The sequence below is a fragment of the Ruegeria sp. CJ6 genome (genome assembly GCF_056536665.1).
The window spans coordinates 485,180-503,940 of sequence record NZ_JBQFQB010000001.1; the positions used below are offsets into that span (position 1 = coordinate 485,180).

An 18,761-nucleotide genomic window follows, 5' to 3' on the forward strand; every position below is an offset into this window, starting at 1 on the left:
TGAGAAATATTCAAAAAACAGCGAGACATTTGCATTGTTTCATGATCAAAACGCATAGATGGACACCAAGCGCCCTATCCTGCCGCCTATATCCGCGCTGCGCGCGCTTGAAGCTTTGGATCGCCTTGGATCAGCCTCGTCAGTCGCGGATGAAATGGCACTGACGCAGAGCGCGGTCAGTCGGCAACTGCAGACGCTTGAAGCGCATTTGGACGCAGAATTGGTCAGCCGTGATCGCAAGCGATTGTCACTGACAAAGGCTGGACAAGACTATGTACAAGAAATTCGGCCAGCCTTGTCTCAGATCGCGCAGGCGGCGCTGAAACTGCACATTTCCCCTGTCGGTGGGACATTGAATCTGGCGATTCTGCCGACATTCGGAATGCGCTGGCTGGTACCGCGTCTGCCGGATTTCGCCCGCCGCCATCCGGATATCACAATCAACATGACCACGCGGTTGCGACCGTTTAGTTTTGCTTCGGAACCCTTTGATGCGGCTTTACATTTTGGGGAACCTGATTGGCCGGGAACTGATCGCTTGTTATTAAGTGTCGAGCGGGTTTTGCCCGTCTGCGCGCCCGAGCTTTTACCCAAAGGCACTCCGACCTCACCTCGCGATCTGCTAAAACTGCCGCTGCTGCATATCCAGACACGACCGCGCGCCTGGCAGGACTGGTTTCAGCAGATGGGTGTCACGCACCCGCATCCCCTGCCCGGCACCGTCCACGACCAGTTCAACACCATCAACCAAGCCGCGTTGCACGGCCTGGGTGTTGCGCTGTTGCCAAACTATCTGGTGGAACAAGACCTTGCGACAGGTAGGCTGGTTGCAGCCTTCCCTGACGCGATGGAGACGATGGGGGCATATTATCTGGTTTGGCCGCGCGAAAAATCGGATGACGGATCATTGCGAGAGTTTCGACACTGGCTTGCTTCTCAGGCCCAGACCGAAGAGTCATTGCCACGTTAGCCGAGCGCGTACCCTGCCCCGCGCACCGTTCGCACCGGATCTTCGCCGCCATGTTGGGTCAACGCTTTGCGCAGACGACCGATATGAACATCAACAGTACGCGTGTCGACGTAGATATCGCGGCCCCATACGCGGTCAAGCAACTGCTCGCGGCTCCAGACCCGGCCGGGCTTTTCCATGAATGTGCTCAGCAACCGGAACTCGGTCGGGCCCAGTTTTAACAGCTTGTTGTCGCGGCTGACCTTGTGGGTCTCAGAGTCCAGTATGATATCGTCAAACTCCAACCGGATGCCAACGGTCGCTGGACGGACTCTGCGCAATTGTGTCCGTACACGTGCCATCAATTCGACAACCGAGTAAGGCTTGACCACATAATCATCGGCACCGGTTTCAAGGCCGCGCACTTTATCAACCTCTTCCGAGCGCGCCGACAGCATGATGATCGGAATTGATCGGGTGTCCGGCCGCGTTTTCAGGCGGCGGCAGACCTCGATACCGCTGAGATTGGGCATCATCCAATCCAGAACGATGATATCCGGGCGGTCTTCTTCGACCAGCAACAAAGCTTCGTCGCCATTAGCGGCACGGATTACCCGGAACCCTTCGGCGTCCAGATTATAGGCCAGTACCTCTCTTTGGGCCAACTCATCCTCAACAACCAGTACCGTCGGTTGATCAGCGGACATGACTGAGATCTCCTAGATCGTTTGCGACGTGTTGTCGGCTTTGGGGCGCGCTTCGCTGGGTCTCTCGCCGGTGACGAGATAGACGACCTGCTCGGCAATGGCGGTGACGTGATCGCCCATGCGTTCGATATTTTTTGCGATGAAATGCAGGTGCATGCACGATGAGATGTTGCGCGGATCCTCCGCCATGAAGGTCAGGAACTCGCGAAACAGGCCGTTATACATCTGGTCCACTTCCAGATCCCGCTCGATCACGTCCTGCGCCAGCTCAGCATCACGCTGGATATAGGCATCCAGCGCGTCGCGCAGCATCCGCTCGACCTCGCGCGCCATTCGGCGCAGAGCGGCGGCACTGCCGTTGATTTCGCCGGCATTCACCAGAACGGTCGTTCGCTTGGCGATGTTCTTGGAGTAATCTCCAATCCGTTCAAGGTTGGTCGCTACCTTCAGCACGGACAGCACCAGCCGCAAATCGCTGGCCGTCGGTGCACGCAAGGCAATCAGGCGCGCGGTCTCTTCGTCAATCAGTTCTTCCAGTGCGTCGATGGCCTTGTCGCCTTGACGCACTTCATTTGCCAGTTCTTCGTCGCGGGTCTCCAGCGACCGGGCCGCGCCCATAATGGCGGCTTCGACCAGTCCACCCATCTTCATGATGTGTGCTTGGATGGCCTCAAGGTCGCGGTCGAACGCGGATGCAATATGTTGTTCGCTCATTGCAGTTATCCTGTGCTCAGCCAATCCGGCCGGTGATGTAACTTTCGGTTCGGGGATCTTCGGGGTTGGTGAAGATCTGCCCGGTTTCGCCGAACTCAACCAAGTTCCCCAGATGGAAAAACGCTGTCTTCTGACTGACCCGCGCGGCCTGTTGCATCGAATGGGTTACGATCACCACTGAATAGCGTGAACGCAGTTCGTCGATCAGTTCCTCGACCTGCGCGGTTGCGATTGGGTCGAGCGCCGAACAGGGTTCGTCCATCAATAGCACCTCAGGCTCGGTGGCTACGGCGCGCGCGATGCAAAGACGCTGTTGCTGACCACCAGAAAGGCCGGTACCGGGGGCATCCAGACGGTCCTTGACCTCATCCCAGATCGCACCACGACGCAGAGATTTCTCTACGATTTCATCCAGTTCTGCCTTATTCTTGGCAAGGCCGTGGATACGCGGACCGTAAGCCACGTTGTCATAGATCGATTTGGGGAACGGGTTCGGTTTTTGAAAAACCATGCCGACCTTGGCACGCAACTGTACCGGATCGACGCGCTTGTCGTAAATGTCTTCACCGTCCAGCAGGATATCACCCTGCACCCGGCAAATGTCGATTGTGTCGTTCATCCGGTTCAGACAGCGCAAGAAGGTGGATTTACCGCAGCCAGAGGGACCGATGAAAGCCGTCACAGTCTTGTCTTCGATATCGACGCTCACGTCCTTAATGGCGTGGGTCTCACCGTAGTAGACCTGAACCTGCTTGGCGTTGATCTTGATGTCTTTGGAGTCCACGGTTCTCTCCACTCGTGTCATATCGTTCATTTTAAACCCCTCCTACCAGCGGCGTTCAAAGCGGCGGCGCAGGATGATAGCGATGATATTCATGGTCAGCAGGAACATCAAAAGGATGATGATGCCGCCCCAGGCTTTCTCGTAAAAACCCACATCGGCACGCGCGGCCCAGGTGTAGATCTGTGCCGGCATGGCCGAGTTCGGCTCGGTGAAGCCCGCCAAAAAGCCATCGGGATAGCCTCGGGCGACAAAGCCCACCATGCCGATCAACAGCAACGGAGCAGTTTCACCCAGCGCCTGCGCCAAACCAATGATGGTACCAGTCAGGATACCGGGCGCGGCCAACGGCAGCACGTGGTGGAAGACGGCCTGCATCTTCGAGGCCCCTACCCCCAACGCCGCGTCGCGGATAGACGGGGGAACCGCCTTTAGCGAGGCTCGGGTCGAGATGATGATCGTTGGCAGGGTCATCAGCGTCAGCACCAGACCACCCACCAGCGGTGCCGACTGCGGCAGGTGCATGAATTGAATGAACACTGCCAGCCCCAGGATACCGAAGACGATGGACGGAACGGCGGCCAGGTTCGAGATATTCACCTCGATCAGGTCGGTAAATTTGTTCTGCGGCGCAAACTCTTCCAGATAGATCGAGGCGGCGACCCCAATGGGCAGCGATAGGCACAGCACCACCAGCATCATGAAGAACGAGCCAACAACTGAGGCACCAATACCCGCGCCACCGGGGTTATCCACGCCCGAGTCCGCACCAGTGATGAACGGCCAGTTGAATGCCTGTTTGATGATCCCTGCCTCTTTCAACGCGTCCACCAGATCCAGATCGCTGAGTTGCAGGAAGCGGCTGTCCTGCAGGGTGTCACGAGACACCCGACCCTTGAAGTAGCCATCCACACGGCTTGAAGCCGCCAGATCGAACATGATCGGCTCACCCAGCTTGCTAGGATTATCGGCATAGAAGGTTCGGATCGTACCGCCGATTTTGCCCAACAGACGCTCGATGGCATCCTGATCGAAATCCACGGTGATGCCACTTTCGGCTAGTTGTTCATTCAGTTCCGCAATGAACAGATTGGAGTAGGCCTTTGTCTTGAACATCGTGCCTTCGGCTTCATCGCGCTGCGCTTCGCTCAGCGTGAATTCTAAACTGATCACTGTGCGCTGGAAGGCCGGGATGCCCTGCGACAGGATTGAGGCAAACAACACAATCAGAAAGAACAGTCCGGTCGCGATAGCGACGATCCCGTAGGCGCGAAAACGCTTTTCGGCAGCCGCGCGTTTTTTGGTCCGGGCATCGGATGCAGTCAGCGAGGTCGAGGTGTTTTGCATGCTGGCGTCGGTCATTCGTACTGCTCCCGATACTTGCGCACGATATACAGGGCGAAAACGTTCAGCCCCAGCGTGAGAATGAACAGTGTCATGCCAAGCGCGAAGGCGACGAGGGCCTCGGGCGAGGCGAAATCGGCGTCGCCTGTCAGCTGGCTGACGATCTTGGCGGTTACGGTGGTCATGGCCTCGAACGGGTTCAGGTCCAGACGCGCAGCGGCCCCTGCCCCCAGAACCACGATCATGGTCTCACCAATTGCACGCGAAGCTGCCAGCAAGATCGCACCGACGATCCCGGGCAAGGCTGCGGGCAAAACGACCTGCCGGATGGTCTCGGATTGTGTGGCCCCCAGCCCGTAAGAGCCATCACGCATGGCCTGAGGCACCGCGTTGATGATGTCGTCGGAAAGCGACGAAACGAACGGGATCAGCATGATGCCCATGACAAGACCGGCGGTCATCACCGCCGTACCGGCTTTCATCCAGCCCAAACCATCATCCCCGAACACGCTCAGCAACAGCGGGCCAACCGTCAGCAGAGCGAAAAGGCCGTAAACGATGGTCGGGATACCGGCCAGCACTTCCAGCATTGGTTTGGCGATCGAGCGCACGCGCGAAGAAGCGTACTCACTGAGATAAATCGCAGCGAAAAGACCGATTGGCACGGCCACCAACAACGCCACCAACGAGATATAGAACGTGCCCCACAGCAAAGGGATGATACCCAGATCTGATGCCCCACCACGGCCCGAGAAACTGGGCGCCCAGGTAGTACCGAAAAAGAATTCTGATGCCGGGTAAAGCTTGAAGAACTCCCACGTATTGAAAACCAGCGAAAGGACGATGCCGACCGTTGTCAGGATCGCAATCGACGCAGCCGCCAGCAGCATCACACGAATTCCCTGCTCAACCACATTGCGGGCACGATATTCAGAATGCGTCTGTAACCAACTGAACGCAGCACCGGCCAAGGCGACGAGTATCACAGCGACGGACATGATCGCGTAACCGGTTGAATTTATCGCCCGATAGGCTTGAGCTGCATGCAAAACCGTCTGCGTGATGTCCGAGGTTACGACTTGACCCGCGTCCTTCAACTTTTGGGTCATCTCGGAAATATCTGCCCGCGCATCCTGTGCGAGCGTTTCGGTGAGATGTCCCTGCGCAACGGCACTGTCCAGACCATTTGCGGTCCGACGCACCTCGGCCATAACAAGACTGCGCGACGATCCTTCCTTGATCGCCGTTTCGGGAACCATCTCCGAGATCTGAGAGTTAACGTAGAGCGGCTGAACCAGCAGCCAGACGATCAACAAACCCAAGGCGGGAACTATGACTTTCAGTGCGACGTTCGCGCCATAAAACGAGGGCAGAGAATGCAGATTGCGGCTGTCCCCTCCGGCACTTTGCAAGGCGCGCATTCGCCCCAAAACATATCCGACTGCCGCGATCGCAAGCACGATCAGAATGAGCCAAAGAATTGGCATGACGCCCCCATAGGTCTTGATCGGGATTAGGGAAAAATTGGGGGCGACAGAAAACGCCGCCCCCAGTCAATTCAATCGGGGTGAGGGATTAGCTGCCCGAACCCAAGGTTACTTCGTTGGCAATCGCGTCCTGCGTTTTTGCCAGTTCAGGATCGGCAACCAGACCGTAGTTGGCCAGCGGGCCCGAGGGACCAGCAATTTCTTCATGAGTGAAGAACTGGGCGTATTCTTTCAGACCGGGGATCACGCCGATATGCGCTTTCTTGACGTAGAAAAACAGCGGGCGTGAGACGGGGTATTCACCCGACGCGATGCTCTCGGTCGACGGTGCGATACCACCCATCGTAGCCACTTTCAGCTTGTCGGTGTTGTTCTCGTAGAACGCCAGACCAAACACGCCGATACCATTGGTGTTGGTATCGATGCGGGCCAGAGTTTCGGTGTAGTCACCGTCGATATCGACCGATTTGCCGTCGGTGCGCACGTCCAGGCATGCATCTTCGGCGTCATCTTCGCTTAGGCCGCCCGCGACCATGGCTTCCATCGCGCCCGTCGCTTCACAACCTGCCAGCAGAACTTTGTCTTCGAACACTTCGCGGGTGCCGTGCTTGGTGCCCGGGATGAACATTGCGATTTCCACATCCGGCAGGTCAGCGTTGAACTCGGCCCAGCTGTTGAAGCTGTTGTCGACCAGCGCGCCATCTTTCATCACTTTCGATCCGATGGCATTGTAAATATCCGCAGGCTCAAACGCCGTGAAGGCAGGACCCGACTGCTGGCTTGCAAATACGATGCCGTCATAACCGATGCGGACTTCCATGATGTCGGTCACACCGTTTTCGGCGCATGCTTTAATCTCTTTTTCACGGATGGCACGCGATGCGTTTGCAACGTCGATCGTGTTTTCACCGACGCCTTCGCAGAAGCGTTTCAGACCGGCGGACGAGCCGCCTGATTCAACAACCGGTGTGGGGAAGTCGGTATTTTCACCGAACAGTTCTGCAACGATTGACGCATAAGGCAGAACGGTGGAAGAGCCAGCAACTTGAACGTTGTCACGCGCAGCAGCAGTGGTTGCCGAGACGGCAGCGATAGCCAGCGCAGAAGCCGACAGTTTTACAAAGGACATTTCAGTCTCCTTGAAAAGGATGGGTACTGATCATCCCCATGATGATCTGAGCGCAGCACTATGACGCCTGCGTAAGCCTTTTGTGACAGGTATGTAACGGTTTCATGACAACTCATGAATTTCTCAGAAATTCTTAACTTGACGATGCGTCACCCCAGTAAAGCCTGCGTTTGGCACGACCTTAGCGTGGTAGAATGACCGTAAACGTCGCTCCCTGCCCCGGTTCACTTTCCACACGCAACCTGCCCCGATGGCGATTGACGATATGCTTCACGATCGCAAGCCCCAGTCCGGTTCCGCCCAACTCGCGCGAGCGGTGACTGTCTGCGCGATAGAACCGTTCGGTCAACCTGGGCAGGTGTTTGGCATCAATACCGGGCCCTTGATCAATGATCTTGATCCGTACCGCAGGACCGCGCATCGCCGTATCCCGCTCAGACAGGGTTACGACCACACCGACCTTGCCGCCGCTGCCCCCGTATTTGATCGCGTTTTCAACGAGATTGGTTATCACCTGGCGAAGCTGATCGCTGTCTCCGACCATCTCGATCGACTCGTTTGGGGCATCCAACGAAACAACAACACTGGCATCATCCGTCAGCGGTCGCAGAGTGTTTAAGGTCGATTGAATCAAGCCTGTCAGTTCCAATGGCTCTTTGGGTCTGACCCGCTCTTCACTTTCCACCCGATTGAGCGACAGCAAATCCCCCACAAGCCGGTTCATCCGATTGGCCTCATCCGCCATGATCTGAAGAAAGCGGTCGCGGGCGGCCGTGTCGTCGCGAGCGGGGCCTTGCAATGTTTCGATAAACCCCATCAAGGCCGTTAGCGGCGTGCGCAATTCATGGCTGACATTGGCCACGAAATCGCGCCGCATCTGACCGGCCTGTTCCAGATGCGTGATATCCTGAAATACCGCCAATACCGCCTCGGTCCCGCCGACGAATCTGCACTGCACCTCAAACGTCGTATCCTGAGCACCATCATTGGAAAGATGCCGCGCTTTGCCGGGCTGCTTCGAGCGCAGGCATTGTTCGACGGCATCGATGACCTGAGGCTGGCGCAGGATCGTGGCAAAATGCCTGCCTTCGATTGCGTGCCCCAAAAGCGTCCGCGCCTCGCTATTTGCGGCGACAATACGCTCAGTCTGACCAACCAGCACGGCGGGCATCGGAATGGCTGAAACCAATTCGGCAAGCAGGGTATCCGTCATACGCGTTTAGACCGGAAGCAGTGTTTGGCGAAACTTGCGCATGTTGTCCTGATAGTGCAGCGCACTCAGCGTTAGTTTCTGGGCCGCCGCCTCATCAAGCTGCCGCACAACTTTGCCCGGCGAGCCCATGACCAACGAATTATCGGGAACTTCTTTGCCTTCGGTGATCAGCGCCCCTGCCCCGATCAGACAGTTCTTTCCGATCTTCGCCCCGTTTAGAACGATAGCCCCCATACCGATCAGCGTATTGTCTCCGATCGTGCAACCATGCAGCATGACCTTGTGACCAATTGTGCAGTTCTTCCCAATGGTCAGCGGATAGCCCGCATCGATGTGCATCACGCAGTTTTCCTGCACATTGCTGCCTGCGCCCACACGGATTTCTTCGTGATCGGCCCGGATGGTGCACCCGAACCAGACCGAAGCGCCTTGTTGCAGGACTACTTTGCCGATCAAGTTGGCGTCGGGGGCTACCCAGGTGTCTTCGTGAATTTGCGGCGAGTGATCGCCCAAGGCATAGATGGTCATGACAAGCCCTCGAACTCGGTCTGCAACGAGCGGATGTGGTTCTGCAGGCTGGGCTGTTGGATGCGACGCATGCGTTCTGCGCTAACGATGGTCTTCAGCTTTTCCTCGGTGGTATCCAAATCATCGTTGATCAGAACATAGTCGTAGTAGCCCCAATGGCTGATCTCATCCCAGCTTTTCAACATGCGCTTGGCGATCACATCCTCACTGTCCTGCCCACGCCCTTCCAGCCTGCGGCGTAGTTCACGGATCGAGGGAGGGAGGATGAAAATCGACAACGCATGCTTGCCCAGATCCGAATTGCGGATCTGCACTTCTCCCTGCCAATCGACATCAAAAAGCACATCACGCCCCTGTGTGATGGACTCGCGGACCGGTCCAGCAGGAGAGCCGTAGAAGTTGCCGAACACATGCGCGTGTTCCAGCATCTGCCCATCCGCCACCTGCTGTTTGAACTCGTCCTCGGATAGGAAGTAATACTCCCGGCCATGCTCCTCACCCGGGCGCGGAGCACGGGTGGTGGCCGAGATCGAGAATTCCAAACCGACATCCCATTGCATCAAACGGCGGGCCAGAGTGGATTTACCTGCGCCCGAAGGCGAGGACAGTATGATTAATAGACCGCGGCGATCCGCCATGTGATGTTCCCGTCCTTATTCCACGTTCTGCACTTGCTCGCGCATCTGATCGATGACCGCTTTCAGCTCCAACCCAACCGCCGTCAGTTCGGCATTCTGCGATTTCGAGCAAAGCGTATTGGCCTCACGATTGAACTCCTGCATCAGGAAATCCAGCTTACGCCCAACCGGGCCGTCTTGCGTTAAAAGGGAACGCGCCGCAGTGACATGGGCCTTCAACCGGTCAATTTCTTCGGTAATATCGGCCTTGACCGCGATCAGGGCCAGTTCTTGTGCAACGCGATCAGGGTCCGCACCTTGCGTATTGTCGAGAACGCGCGTCAGATTTTCGCGCATGTTTTGCGCCATTTCCTCGCGGCGACGCTCGGCCAGATCAGCGGCCTGATCCGTCAGCTTTGCGACTTGGTCGAGTTGTCCCGCAAGAATGCCTGACAGAGCTTCACCTTCGGAACCGCGCATCTCAATGAATGAAGCAAGCAAGCCACCGAACTCAGATTTCAGGTGCTCGACAAGTTGGGCTGGATCATCCGCGTCAGCTCCGGCTTCCAACATCCCTTTCAACGCAAGAAGATCACTGGCTTTGGAGGGAGCCAACAATACGCCCCGCGCGCCAGCAAGCGCTTCGGTCTGGGCCAGTGCATCCAGCGCAGCTTCCATCGCTGGGGTATTCAACCGGACATCCGCGGCGGATTCTTCCCGTCCCATCCGAAGGGACAGCGTGATGTTCCCTCGGTTGACCTGCTTCGACAGATCGCCTCTCAGCGCGGCCTCTAACCCTGTCAACCAATCGGGAAGCCGCAGACGTAGATCCAGCCCCTTGCCATTGACGCTGCGCAATTCCCAAGTCCAGCTATGGGGACCAAACGCCCCCTTGCCCGAGGCGAAACCGGTCATGGATTTGATCATGCCTGCCCTTTCCGTCAAATTCACTGGTCGCACCTAATGCCATTGACCAGCAAGGGGCAAGACCTTGCTCATTCCCCAATCAATGCCAAGAGGTTAACCATTCGTTAAAGAATTGCTCCAAAATTGTATTAACCCGTGTCAATCTGACAGTCAGAAAAGCTGGCGGATCGCAGCTTTGCCCATTAGATGGCATTTTAGGAAAATCGCGAGTGATTGATGGTAGGGTGATGAAATGAAAACCTTTTTCGGGACTGGTTCCGGCTCAGAACTTGGAAAGATCATCGCAATGGACCGATTTGACAGCGGGCGAAGCCTTTCTCCCATCCGTCAGGCCGAAGCCTATTGGACCGCCTTGCTGACAGGTGAAGGCGTTCCGATGCGCTCGCAGATCGATCCGCGCGGCCTGGAGAATATTCTCGAATACACTTTCATACTGGAACGCATCGCGCCGGGTTTGGCCCGGTTTCGGCTGGCGGGAAGTCACCTGAACAATCTGGCGGGCATGGAAGTTCGCGGTATGCCTCTAACGGCTTTTTTCGAACCGAGCGCCCGCGATGATGTCAAATCCATTCTGGACCAAGTCCTCACCCGCCCCGCGGTTGCCGAACTGGGCTTGCTTTCGAAAGGCAAGCTGGGACGAACCAGCCTTCAGGCCCGCATGATCCTGCTGCCGCTTAAAAGCGATCTGGGCGACGTCAGCCGCATTCTTGGGGTCATGGTCAGCGACGGAACCATCGGGTCGACACCGCGTCGCTTCATCGTCTCGGATCGCCGCGTCAACACGATCTCTGATTTGCAACAGCCTCCGAGGCCTGTCCAACAGCAAGCAGAGGGGTTCGCTGAAGACCAGACCACGTTCAAAGGGGCACCGCACTTAAGGTTGGTATCATCACGTGACGACTAAATGAAAACGGCGGGCATGAGGCCCGCCGTCTTACTAATTCAGGATGTATTCGAAGTCAGCTTGCAGCGCGCTTGCTGCGGTCACGACGTAGGTTGGTCAGTTCTTCCGCGACAAGGAATGCAAGTTCCAGCGACTGCGAGGCGTTCAGGCGCGGGTCACAAGCTGTGTGATAGCGATCCGAAAGATCCTCTTCGGTCACCGCGCGCACACCTCCGGTGCATTCGGTGACATCCAGCCCTGTCATCTCGAAATGAACACCACCGGGGATCGTGCCTTCAGCCTGATGTACGCCAAAGAAATCGCGTACTTCGCGCAGCACGGAATCAAACGGCCGGGTCTTGTAGCCGGTCGCGGATTTGATCGTGTTGCCATGCATCGGATCGCAGACCCAAGTAACCTGTGCGCCCTCTTCCTTTACGGCTTTGACCAGACGCGGCAGATGCTCACCCGCTTTACCTGCACCAAAGCGCGCGATCAGAGTCAGACGCCCCTCTTCGTTTTCGGGATTCAACTTGGACATCAGAACCTTGAGGTCTTCGGCACTGGTTGTCGGGCCACATTTCAGACCAATCGGGTTCAGAACACCCCGGCAGAACTCGACATGCGCACCGTCGGGCTGACGGGTCCGATCGCCGATCCAGATCATGTGCCCAGAACCGGCCAACCAATTGCCCGAGGTCGAATCCAGACGGGTCAACGCCTCTTCGTACTCAAGCAACAGGCTCTCGTGGCTGGTGTAAAACTCCACCGATGAGAATTCGTGGGTGGTGTCGGCGGTGATGCCAGCAGCCCCCATGAAGTCAATCGAATCCTGAATGCGGTCAGCGATCTCAGAGTATTTCTGAACATCTTGCCCATCGGCGAAACCCAGCGTCCACGAGTGCACGTGGCTCATATCCGCAAAACCACCGGTCGAGAACGCCCGCAGCAGGTTCAGTGTTGCCGCCGCCTGTGTATAGGCCTGAAGCATCTTGTCGGGATTCGGAATACGTGCCTCGGGTGTAAAGGCCAGCTCATTGATGATGTCACCGCGGTAGCTGGGCAGCTCCACACCGTCCACAACCTCTGTCGGCGCACTGCGCGGTTTTGCGAACTGGCCCGCCATGCGGCCAACTTTAACCACGGGAACCTTGGCGCCGTAGGTTAGCACCATTGCCATCTGCAGCATCACTTTGAACGTGTCACGGATCGCATCCGCGCTGAACTGCTCAAAGCTTTCAGCGCAATCCCCGCCTTGCAACAGGAACGCTTCGCCACGGCCCGCGGCTCCCAGATGCTGCTTCAGCCGTCGCGCTTCACCCGCAAAAACCAGCGGGGGATACTGCGAAAGCTGCGCCTCGACTTTGGCCAGCGCGGCCGCGTCGGTATAGTCTGGCATCTGAACCCGGGGCTTGTTGCGCCAGTTCGTTTTTTGCCATTCAGTCATAGCTTTTATCTCCGCTGAAGTATTTCAGGTGGCCTCTATACAAAAAGCATGAATGAGAGGCCATATCCCTTTTGCGCCTCTTGACGCCATAATCAAGCTTTGAGCATGGTGACTGGCATATCCGCCACCGTGGAAATCCCGGTGCGCGCCGAATCAAGGACAGTTCGCCATGCAAGAGCAACGCCAAGTTGTCACTGTGGATCATAGCACAGGCAAGCCGCATAACTTTGTATTTGTGCTTTTGGACAAGTTTTCCCTTTTGTCATTCGCTTCGGCTTTGGACAGTCTGCGGATCGCCAATCGAATGGCCAACCGAGAGCTTTATACCTGGACCTTGACGGGCGAAGGCGGTGAAACAGTGACTTGTTCAGCCGGAACTTCTTTCAATCTTGATTCTGATCTGACCGAATTGCAGCGTGACGATGTCGTCCTGATCTGCGGGGGGGTCGATGTACAAGCGGCAACCACCAAACGCATCCTGAACTGGGTACGCCGCGAAGCGCGTAAAGGGTTGAAAATCGGCGGTCTTTGCACCGCGGCCTATACGCTGGCCAAAGCCGGTTTGCTGGAAGGCAAGCGCGCAACGATCCATTGGGAAAACTCAGACAGTTTTGCCGAAGAATTCGACACAGTAGAGCTGACCAAGTCGGTGTTTTTGGTTGATGGCAACCGAATGACAACTGCTGGCGGCACATCCTCGATTGACCTGATGCTCAAGCTGATTGCCGAAGATTACGGAGAAGATCTGGCCAACGCGGTCGCTGATCAGATGATCTATTCTTCGATACGTACGGATCAGGACACGCAACGTTTGTCGACACCTACACGGATCGGCGTGCGCCACCCCAAGCTCAGTCAGGTTATCCTGATGATGGAAAAGAACATAGAAGAGCCAATCTCGCCTTCTATTCTAGCCAAGGACGTAGGCATGTCGACGCGCCAGCTAGAACGTCTGTTCCGCCGCTATCTCAGCCGCTCGCCCAAGCGCTACTATATGGAACTGCGCCTGCATAAAGCGCGGAACTTGCTGATGCAGACCGATATGAGCGTCATCAATGTGGCGCTGGCTTGCGGCTTTGCCAGCCCGTCGCATTTCTCCAAATGCTACCGGGCGCATTACAACACCACGCCTTATCGCGAACGCGGTGCACAGAGCGGTCGGTTGTCTGTCTAATCCAAAGCCGCAGGGAAACCTTACAAATCTTTCGCAAAGTAGTGCAGGTGCGGCCGTAACATCGGTTGATCCAGATAGGTCGTGGTTTCGATTGGTGAGTCCAGTTCAACAAAACCAAGTTTGGGGTACAGGTCGCGCATTTCGACATTCGGTGTAAGCGTATCGGCGATGAGGCGTTTCAAACCCATATCACGCGCGGCCTGTTCCCGGGCTTCGATCAAGGCACGCCCGGCACCGGTCCCCCGTGCCTCCTCGGTCACAAAAACCCGCTTAAGTTCACCGGTTTGGTGATCAAATCGTTTCAGCATCCCACATCCAATGATGTCTCCGGCATCGTTTCGCGCCACCACAAGACATCCATTCGGGGGTAGGTAATCCTCTGTATGCGCCCAAAACTCCGCCAATGCGCTTTCGGGGGCTGCTGGATCAATCTCAAAGCCCATATCCTGCATTCGTTGCACGATAAGCGCGTAATATTGTGCCAGGATCGTATTCAGTTCGCGCTTTGGCGGCATTGTTTCACAAAGCTCGATTACAAAATCACACATTCAAATCTCCTGATCACCCTGAAGCCTGGAATAGATACACCGTGACCGAATGGCATAGAAGCAAACGCCCTAACCCCGTTTAATACCGTCAGAGGGGCGTCATTCGGTAAACCGCGCCTTGCCCGACGGAAATGAACCAGATCGACCCATCTGGTGCTTCGGCGATGTCGCGAACACGTTCGGTCTCGGGGCCTTCGATCTGCTCAGCCTCACGCAGTGGATCGCCCGCCAAACGTGCAATGTAGTCGAATTTCAAAGAGCCAACGAACAGATTCCCCTTCCATTCCGGCCAAAGTTTCCCGGAATAGACCATCAAGCCAGAGGGTGCGATGGAAGGATCCCAATAATGCTCGGGCTGTTCCATTCCTTGCTTCGACGTGCCTTCACCGATCTTCTGACCCGAATAATGAACGCCATACGAAATCACTGGCCAGCCATAATTGGCACCGGGTCTGATCAGATTAACCTCATCCCCGCCTTTTGCCCCGTGTTCCGAAATCCAAAGCCGACCCTGCAGATCCAAATTGGCACCCTGCGGGTTTCTGTGACCAAACGACCAGATCTCGGGCCTTACATTGGAATCGCCAACAAAAGGGTTATCAGCGGGAACTGAACCATCACGGTTGATCCGAATGACCGTACCCATGTGGTTCGATCGATCCTGCGCAGCCGGGCGATCACCTCGGTCACCGATAGTGACGAACAATGTGCCATCATTCGCTTCAACGACGCGAGAACCAAAGTGGCGCCCGCCTGAGCCACCGGGAGAGGCCTCGAATATCACACGCAGATTGGTCAGACGTTCTCCGTTCTCCGATAAACGAGCGACAGCGACAGCGGTGCCTGCACCGCCTCGTTGCGATTTGGAGAAAGTCAGAAAAAGCTCGCGGGTCTGATTGAAGTCACGCGCGATGGTGACATCTAGCAAACCGCCCTGCCCGTTCGCGACCACTTTTGGCAGACCCTTGATGCGCTTCGCCTCACCTCCGGCAACGTACAAAAGCTCGCCATCTCGCTCAGTGACAACAAAGCTGCCATCCGGAAGAATGCCAATCGCCCAAGGTGTATCAAGGCCTCTGACCACCTGAGTAACCTGAACCGGCCCGCCGGTTGTGTTGATGACATCGGACCAGCCTGCAATCGACCAGCACGACAGAATGAGAATCGCAAAAGTTCTGATCATATCGACCCAATCCCTAGTGGTGCACCGCAACAAACTGACCTAGCCTAACAAAACAGATAGGATTGCTGCTTTCAAAAGCACTTTTTTGTTAGGACTTTTCTTTTTCGGACAGCTTGCCTAGGGTCATGCCCAGAACGACGACGTTCAAACGATAAATAGGGAGTAACCTAATGAAAAAGCTGCTTACCGCTACTGCAGCAACCGCTCTGCTGGCGGGTACCGCTATGGCCGAGGACGTGAAGCTGGGCGTGCTGTTCGGCTTTACAGGCCCGATTGAATCGCTGGCCCCGGCCATGGGTTCGGGCGCTGAAATGGCGATGGCCGAGGTCACCGAATCCGGCAAACTGCTGGACGGCGCAAGCGTGACCGGAACCCGCGCCGATACCGGCTGTATCGACAATGGTCTGGCCACCTCGAACGGCGAACGTATGATTGCCGATGGCGTTGCCGGTATCATCGGCGGCGACTGCTCGGGCGTCACTGGCGCGATCCTGCAAAACGTCGCAATCCCGAACGGCATGGTCATGATCTCGCCGTCGGCCACGTCTCCGGGTCTGTCGACCATGGAAGACAACGGCCTGTTCTTCCGCACCGCCCCGTCGGATGCGCGTGAAGGTCAGGTGATGGCTGACATCCTGAACGATCGTGGCATCAGCTCGATCGCGCTGACCTACACCAACAACGACTATGGCAAGGGTCTGGCGGATGCGATCCAGTCCTCGTTCGAGGCATCGGGTGGCGAAGTCACCATCGTTGCCGCGCACGAAGACGGCAAAGCCGACTACTCGGCTGAAGTTGGCGCGCTGGCCTCGGCCGGTGGCGATATTCTCGTGGTCGCAGGATATCTGGACCAAGGTGGTTTGGGCATCATCCAGTCGGCTCTGGACAGCGGAGCGTTTGACACGTTCGGTCTGCCGGGCGGCATGATCGGTGACTCGCTGCCGGCAAACGTTGGCCCCGACCTGAACGGCTCGTTCGGTCAGATCGCTGGCTCGGGCGGTGAAGGTGCCGAGAAGTACTTTGCCATGGCTGAAGCTGCGGGCTTTGACGGTTCGTCGCCCTACTCGCCGGAAAGCTATGACGCCGCCGCGCTGTTCATGCTGGCGATGCAGGCCGCAGGTTCGACCAACCCCGCTGAATACGGCGCGAAAATCATGGATGTCGCCAATGCTCCGGGTGAGCAAATCTTCCCCGGAGAACTGGCTAAAGGTCTGGAGCTGTTGGCTGCCGGTCAGGACATCGATTATGTCGGCGCATCGGGCGTTGAACTGATCGGCCCAGGTGAAAGCGCAGGTTCCTATCGCGAGATCGAGGTGACCGACGGCGAAAACAAGACCGTCAACTTCCGTTGATCCAAGATTAAAAGTCATAAAAACAAGCAGCCCGGCCCTTGTGTCCGGGCTGTTTCAATGAAAAAAGGCCGCACTCCGGTTAACGGGGATGGTAAAAACGCCGAAAACGGCGGCTAGGGGAAAAGATGATCGTCGTCGATGACGTGCACAAGCATTTCGGCGGGTTTCATGCGGTGGACGGGGCATCGCTGGAAATCCAAAAGGGCTCGATCACCGGTCTGATCGGACCGAACGGGGCCGGAAAAACCACGCTATTCAACGTGATCGCGGGCGTACTTCCACCGACTAGCGGTAAGGTACATATGGACGGTGAGGATATCACTGGCCTGCCCCCGCATGAGCTGTTTCATAAAGGTCTGCTGCGCACCTTCCAGATCGCGCATGAGTTTTCGTCGATGAGCTGCCGTGAAAACCTGATGATGGTGCCCGGCGCACAATCCGGAGAATCGCTGTGGAACACATGGTTCGGGCGTAAGCGTATCGCGGATGAGGAACGCGCACTTAGGGCGAAAGCCGATGAGGTGCTGGAGTTCCTGACAATCGAACATCTGGCCGATCACAAGGCCGGTCAGGTCTCGGGCGGTCAGAAGAAGCTGCTGGAACTTGGCCGAACCATGATGGTCGATGCCAAGATCGTGTTTTTGGACGAGGTCGGCGCTGGTGTGAACCGCACCCTGCTGATGACCATCGCCGACACGATCCTGCGCCTGAACAAGGAGCGCGGCTATACCTTCGTCGTTATCGAGCACGACATGGATTTCATCGGCAAGATTTGCGACCCGGTCATCTGTATGGCCGAGGGAAAGGTGCTGGCCGAAGGCACTCTGGACGAGATCAAGGCCAATGAACACGTGATCGAAGCCTACCTAGGCACCGGCCTTAAGAACAAAGACAAGCTGGAGGCGGGCGCATGAGCGACAACCCCTACCAGGACGACAAGGGCAACAAGGACGCCTCGATCACCAATACGCATGGCGTCGGCACCATGACTCCAGCACATCGCAAAAGCGGTGAAACGCATCGGGTCGAGGGCGGTCCTTTCCTGATTGGCGACACCATGACTGGTGGCTATGGCAAAGGGCCGGACATCCTGCATGACTGCACCATCGCCGTTGACAAGGGCGAGATCGCGGTGATCGTCGGCCCCAACGGCGCGGGCAAATCCACCGCAATGAAGGCTGTGTTTGGTATGCTGGACGTACGCCAAGGGTCTGTGCGGCTGGATGGCGAAGATATCACCAATCTCAGCCCGCAAGACCGCGTGGTACGCGGCATGGGCTTTGTCCCGCAGACCTCGAACATTTTTACGTCGATGACAGTGGAAGAGAACCTAGAGATGGGTGCTTTCATCCGGCGCGACGACATCAGCCAGACGATGGAACAGGTCTATGACCTCTTCCCCATTCTCCGCGACAAACGCAATCAGGCCGCCGGAGAGCTGTCAGGTGGTCAACGTCAACAGGTCGCCGTGGGCCGTGCGCTAATGACCCAGCCCAAGGTGTTGATGCTGGACGAACCCACCGCCGGTGTCTCACCAATCGTGATGGATGAGCTGTTCGACCGGATCATCGAAGTTTCGCGCACCGGCCTGCCGATCCTGATGGTCGAACAGAATGCCCGTCAGGCGCTGGAGATTGCGGACAAGGGATATGTACTGGTCCAGGGTCGCAATGCCTATACCGGGACAGGCAAGGAGCTGTTGGCCGATCCAGAAGTTCGCAAGAGTTTCTTGGGGGGATGACGCCAGTGACAGCTACTCTCGTGTTTGATCACTCTGA

19 protein-coding genes are annotated in these 18,761 nt (G+C 56.7%); 6 read left to right on the plus strand and 13 right to left on the minus strand.

The window, feature by feature from the left end:
- Positions 1 to 58: 58 nt before the first annotated feature.
- Positions 59 to 970 carry a LysR family transcriptional regulator gene (locus tag ACR0BT_RS02470; RefSeq protein ID WP_480762470.1) on the plus strand — a complete coding sequence of 304 codons (912 nt, stop codon included), beginning with the start codon at positions 59 to 61 and terminating at the stop codon, positions 968 to 970.
- On the opposite strand, the gene phoB is transcribed toward ACR0BT_RS02470, so the two are convergent.
- The 10 genes from phoB to ACR0BT_RS02520 all read right to left on the minus strand — a co-directional run bounded on the left by phoB (position 967) and on the right by ACR0BT_RS02520 (position 10,396).
- Entirely contained in the window at positions 967 to 1,656 is a 690-nt protein-coding gene (phoB, locus tag ACR0BT_RS02475) for a phosphate regulon transcriptional regulator PhoB (RefSeq protein ID WP_170393066.1), read from the minus strand. The genes ACR0BT_RS02470 and phoB overlap by 4 nt on opposite strands.
- Before the next feature lie 12 nt (positions 1,657 to 1,668).
- Positions 1,669 to 2,370 carry a phosphate signaling complex protein PhoU gene (gene phoU / locus ACR0BT_RS02480; protein WP_170393065.1) on the minus strand — a complete coding sequence of 234 codons (702 nt, stop codon included), beginning with the start codon at positions 2,368 to 2,370 and terminating at the stop codon, positions 1,669 to 1,671.
- Between the two features lie 16 nt (positions 2,371 to 2,386).
- Entirely contained in the window at positions 2,387 to 3,184 is a 798-nt protein-coding gene (pstB, locus tag ACR0BT_RS02485; RefSeq protein WP_170393064.1) for a phosphate ABC transporter ATP-binding protein PstB, read from the minus strand.
- A gap of 12 nt (positions 3,185 to 3,196) precedes the next feature.
- Positions 3,197 to 4,513, minus strand: a complete 1,317-nt coding sequence (gene pstA / locus ACR0BT_RS02490; protein WP_170393063.1) for a phosphate ABC transporter permease PstA — start codon at positions 4,511 to 4,513, stop codon at positions 3,197 to 3,199.
- On the minus strand, positions 4,510 to 5,982 hold the full coding sequence (pstC, locus tag ACR0BT_RS02495; protein WP_170732224.1) for a phosphate ABC transporter permease subunit PstC: 1,473 nt from the start codon (positions 5,980 to 5,982) through the stop codon (positions 4,510 to 4,512). The genes pstA and pstC overlap by 4 nt, the downstream gene beginning before the upstream one ends.
- Positions 5,983 to 6,070: 88 nt before the next feature.
- On the minus strand, positions 6,071 to 7,111 hold the full coding sequence (locus ACR0BT_RS02500; protein WP_170393061.1) for a substrate-binding domain-containing protein: 1,041 nt from the start codon (positions 7,109 to 7,111) through the stop codon (positions 6,071 to 6,073).
- 181 nt (positions 7,112 to 7,292) lie between these two features.
- Positions 7,293 to 8,324, minus strand: a complete 1,032-nt coding sequence (locus ACR0BT_RS02505) for an ATP-binding protein (RefSeq protein ID WP_170625901.1) — start codon at positions 8,322 to 8,324, stop codon at positions 7,293 to 7,295.
- A 6-nt stretch (positions 8,325 to 8,330) separates the two neighbouring features.
- Entirely contained in the window at positions 8,331 to 8,852 is a 522-nt protein-coding gene (locus ACR0BT_RS02510) for a gamma carbonic anhydrase family protein (protein ID WP_170625900.1), read from the minus strand.
- Positions 8,849 to 9,490 carry a guanylate kinase gene (gene gmk / locus ACR0BT_RS02515; RefSeq protein ID WP_170393058.1) on the minus strand — a complete coding sequence of 214 codons (642 nt, stop codon included), beginning with the start codon at positions 9,488 to 9,490 and terminating at the stop codon, positions 8,849 to 8,851. The genes ACR0BT_RS02510 and gmk overlap by 4 nt, the downstream gene beginning before the upstream one ends.
- A gap of 15 nt (positions 9,491 to 9,505) precedes the next feature.
- Complete coding sequence (locus ACR0BT_RS02520) at positions 9,506 to 10,396, minus strand: YicC/YloC family endoribonuclease (protein ID WP_170393692.1); 891 nt, start codon at positions 10,394 to 10,396, stop codon at positions 9,506 to 9,508.
- 232 nt (positions 10,397 to 10,628) lie between these two features.
- On the opposite strand from ACR0BT_RS02520, the gene ACR0BT_RS02525 reads away from it, so the two are divergent.
- The gene (locus tag ACR0BT_RS02525; protein WP_170405809.1) at positions 10,629 to 11,300 is read left to right on the plus strand and encodes a PAS domain-containing protein; all 672 of its coding nucleotides are present in this window, start codon (positions 10,629 to 10,631) and stop codon (positions 11,298 to 11,300) included.
- Between the two features lie 55 nt (positions 11,301 to 11,355).
- Here ACR0BT_RS02525 and ACR0BT_RS02530 read toward each other — a convergent pair whose 3' ends face one another.
- Entirely contained in the window at positions 11,356 to 12,726 is a 1,371-nt protein-coding gene (locus tag ACR0BT_RS02530) for a class II 3-deoxy-7-phosphoheptulonate synthase (protein WP_170393056.1), read from the minus strand.
- Positions 12,727 to 12,895: 169 nt separating this feature from the next.
- Here ACR0BT_RS02530 and ACR0BT_RS02535 point away from each other — a divergent pair, with 169 nt between their 5' ends.
- Positions 12,896 to 13,900, plus strand: coding sequence for a GlxA family transcriptional regulator (locus ACR0BT_RS02535; protein ID WP_170393055.1), 1,005 nt, complete (start codon positions 12,896 to 12,898; stop codon positions 13,898 to 13,900).
- A 20-nt stretch (positions 13,901 to 13,920) separates the two neighbouring features.
- Here the strand turns inward: ACR0BT_RS02535 and ACR0BT_RS02540 are convergent, their stop codons facing one another.
- Entirely contained in the window at positions 13,921 to 14,448 is a 528-nt protein-coding gene (locus ACR0BT_RS02540) for a GNAT family N-acetyltransferase (protein WP_170393054.1), read from the minus strand.
- Positions 14,449 to 14,536: 88 nt separating this feature from the next.
- The gene (locus tag ACR0BT_RS02545; RefSeq protein ID WP_480762471.1) at positions 14,537 to 15,631 is read right to left on the minus strand and encodes a PQQ-dependent sugar dehydrogenase; all 1,095 of its coding nucleotides are present in this window, start codon (positions 15,629 to 15,631) and stop codon (positions 14,537 to 14,539) included.
- A gap of 170 nt (positions 15,632 to 15,801) precedes the next feature.
- Here ACR0BT_RS02545 and ACR0BT_RS02550 point away from each other — a divergent pair, with 170 nt between their 5' ends.
- The 3 genes from ACR0BT_RS02550 to ACR0BT_RS02560 all read left to right on the plus strand — a co-directional run bounded on the left by ACR0BT_RS02550 (position 15,802) and on the right by ACR0BT_RS02560 (position 18,724).
- Positions 15,802 to 16,983: an ABC transporter substrate-binding protein gene (locus tag ACR0BT_RS02550; RefSeq protein WP_170393052.1), complete on the plus strand. Its 1,182-nt coding sequence runs from the start codon at positions 15,802 to 15,804 to the stop codon at positions 16,981 to 16,983.
- Positions 16,984 to 17,108: 125 nt separating this feature from the next.
- Positions 17,109 to 17,897, plus strand: a complete 789-nt coding sequence (locus ACR0BT_RS02555) for an ABC transporter ATP-binding protein (RefSeq protein ID WP_170393051.1) — start codon at positions 17,109 to 17,111, stop codon at positions 17,895 to 17,897.
- On the plus strand, positions 17,894 to 18,724 hold the full coding sequence (locus ACR0BT_RS02560; RefSeq protein ID WP_170393050.1) for an ABC transporter ATP-binding protein: 831 nt from the start codon (positions 17,894 to 17,896) through the stop codon (positions 18,722 to 18,724). Before ACR0BT_RS02555 ends, ACR0BT_RS02560 begins: the two co-directional genes overlap by 4 nt.
- Positions 18,725 to 18,761 lie beyond the last annotated feature (37 nt).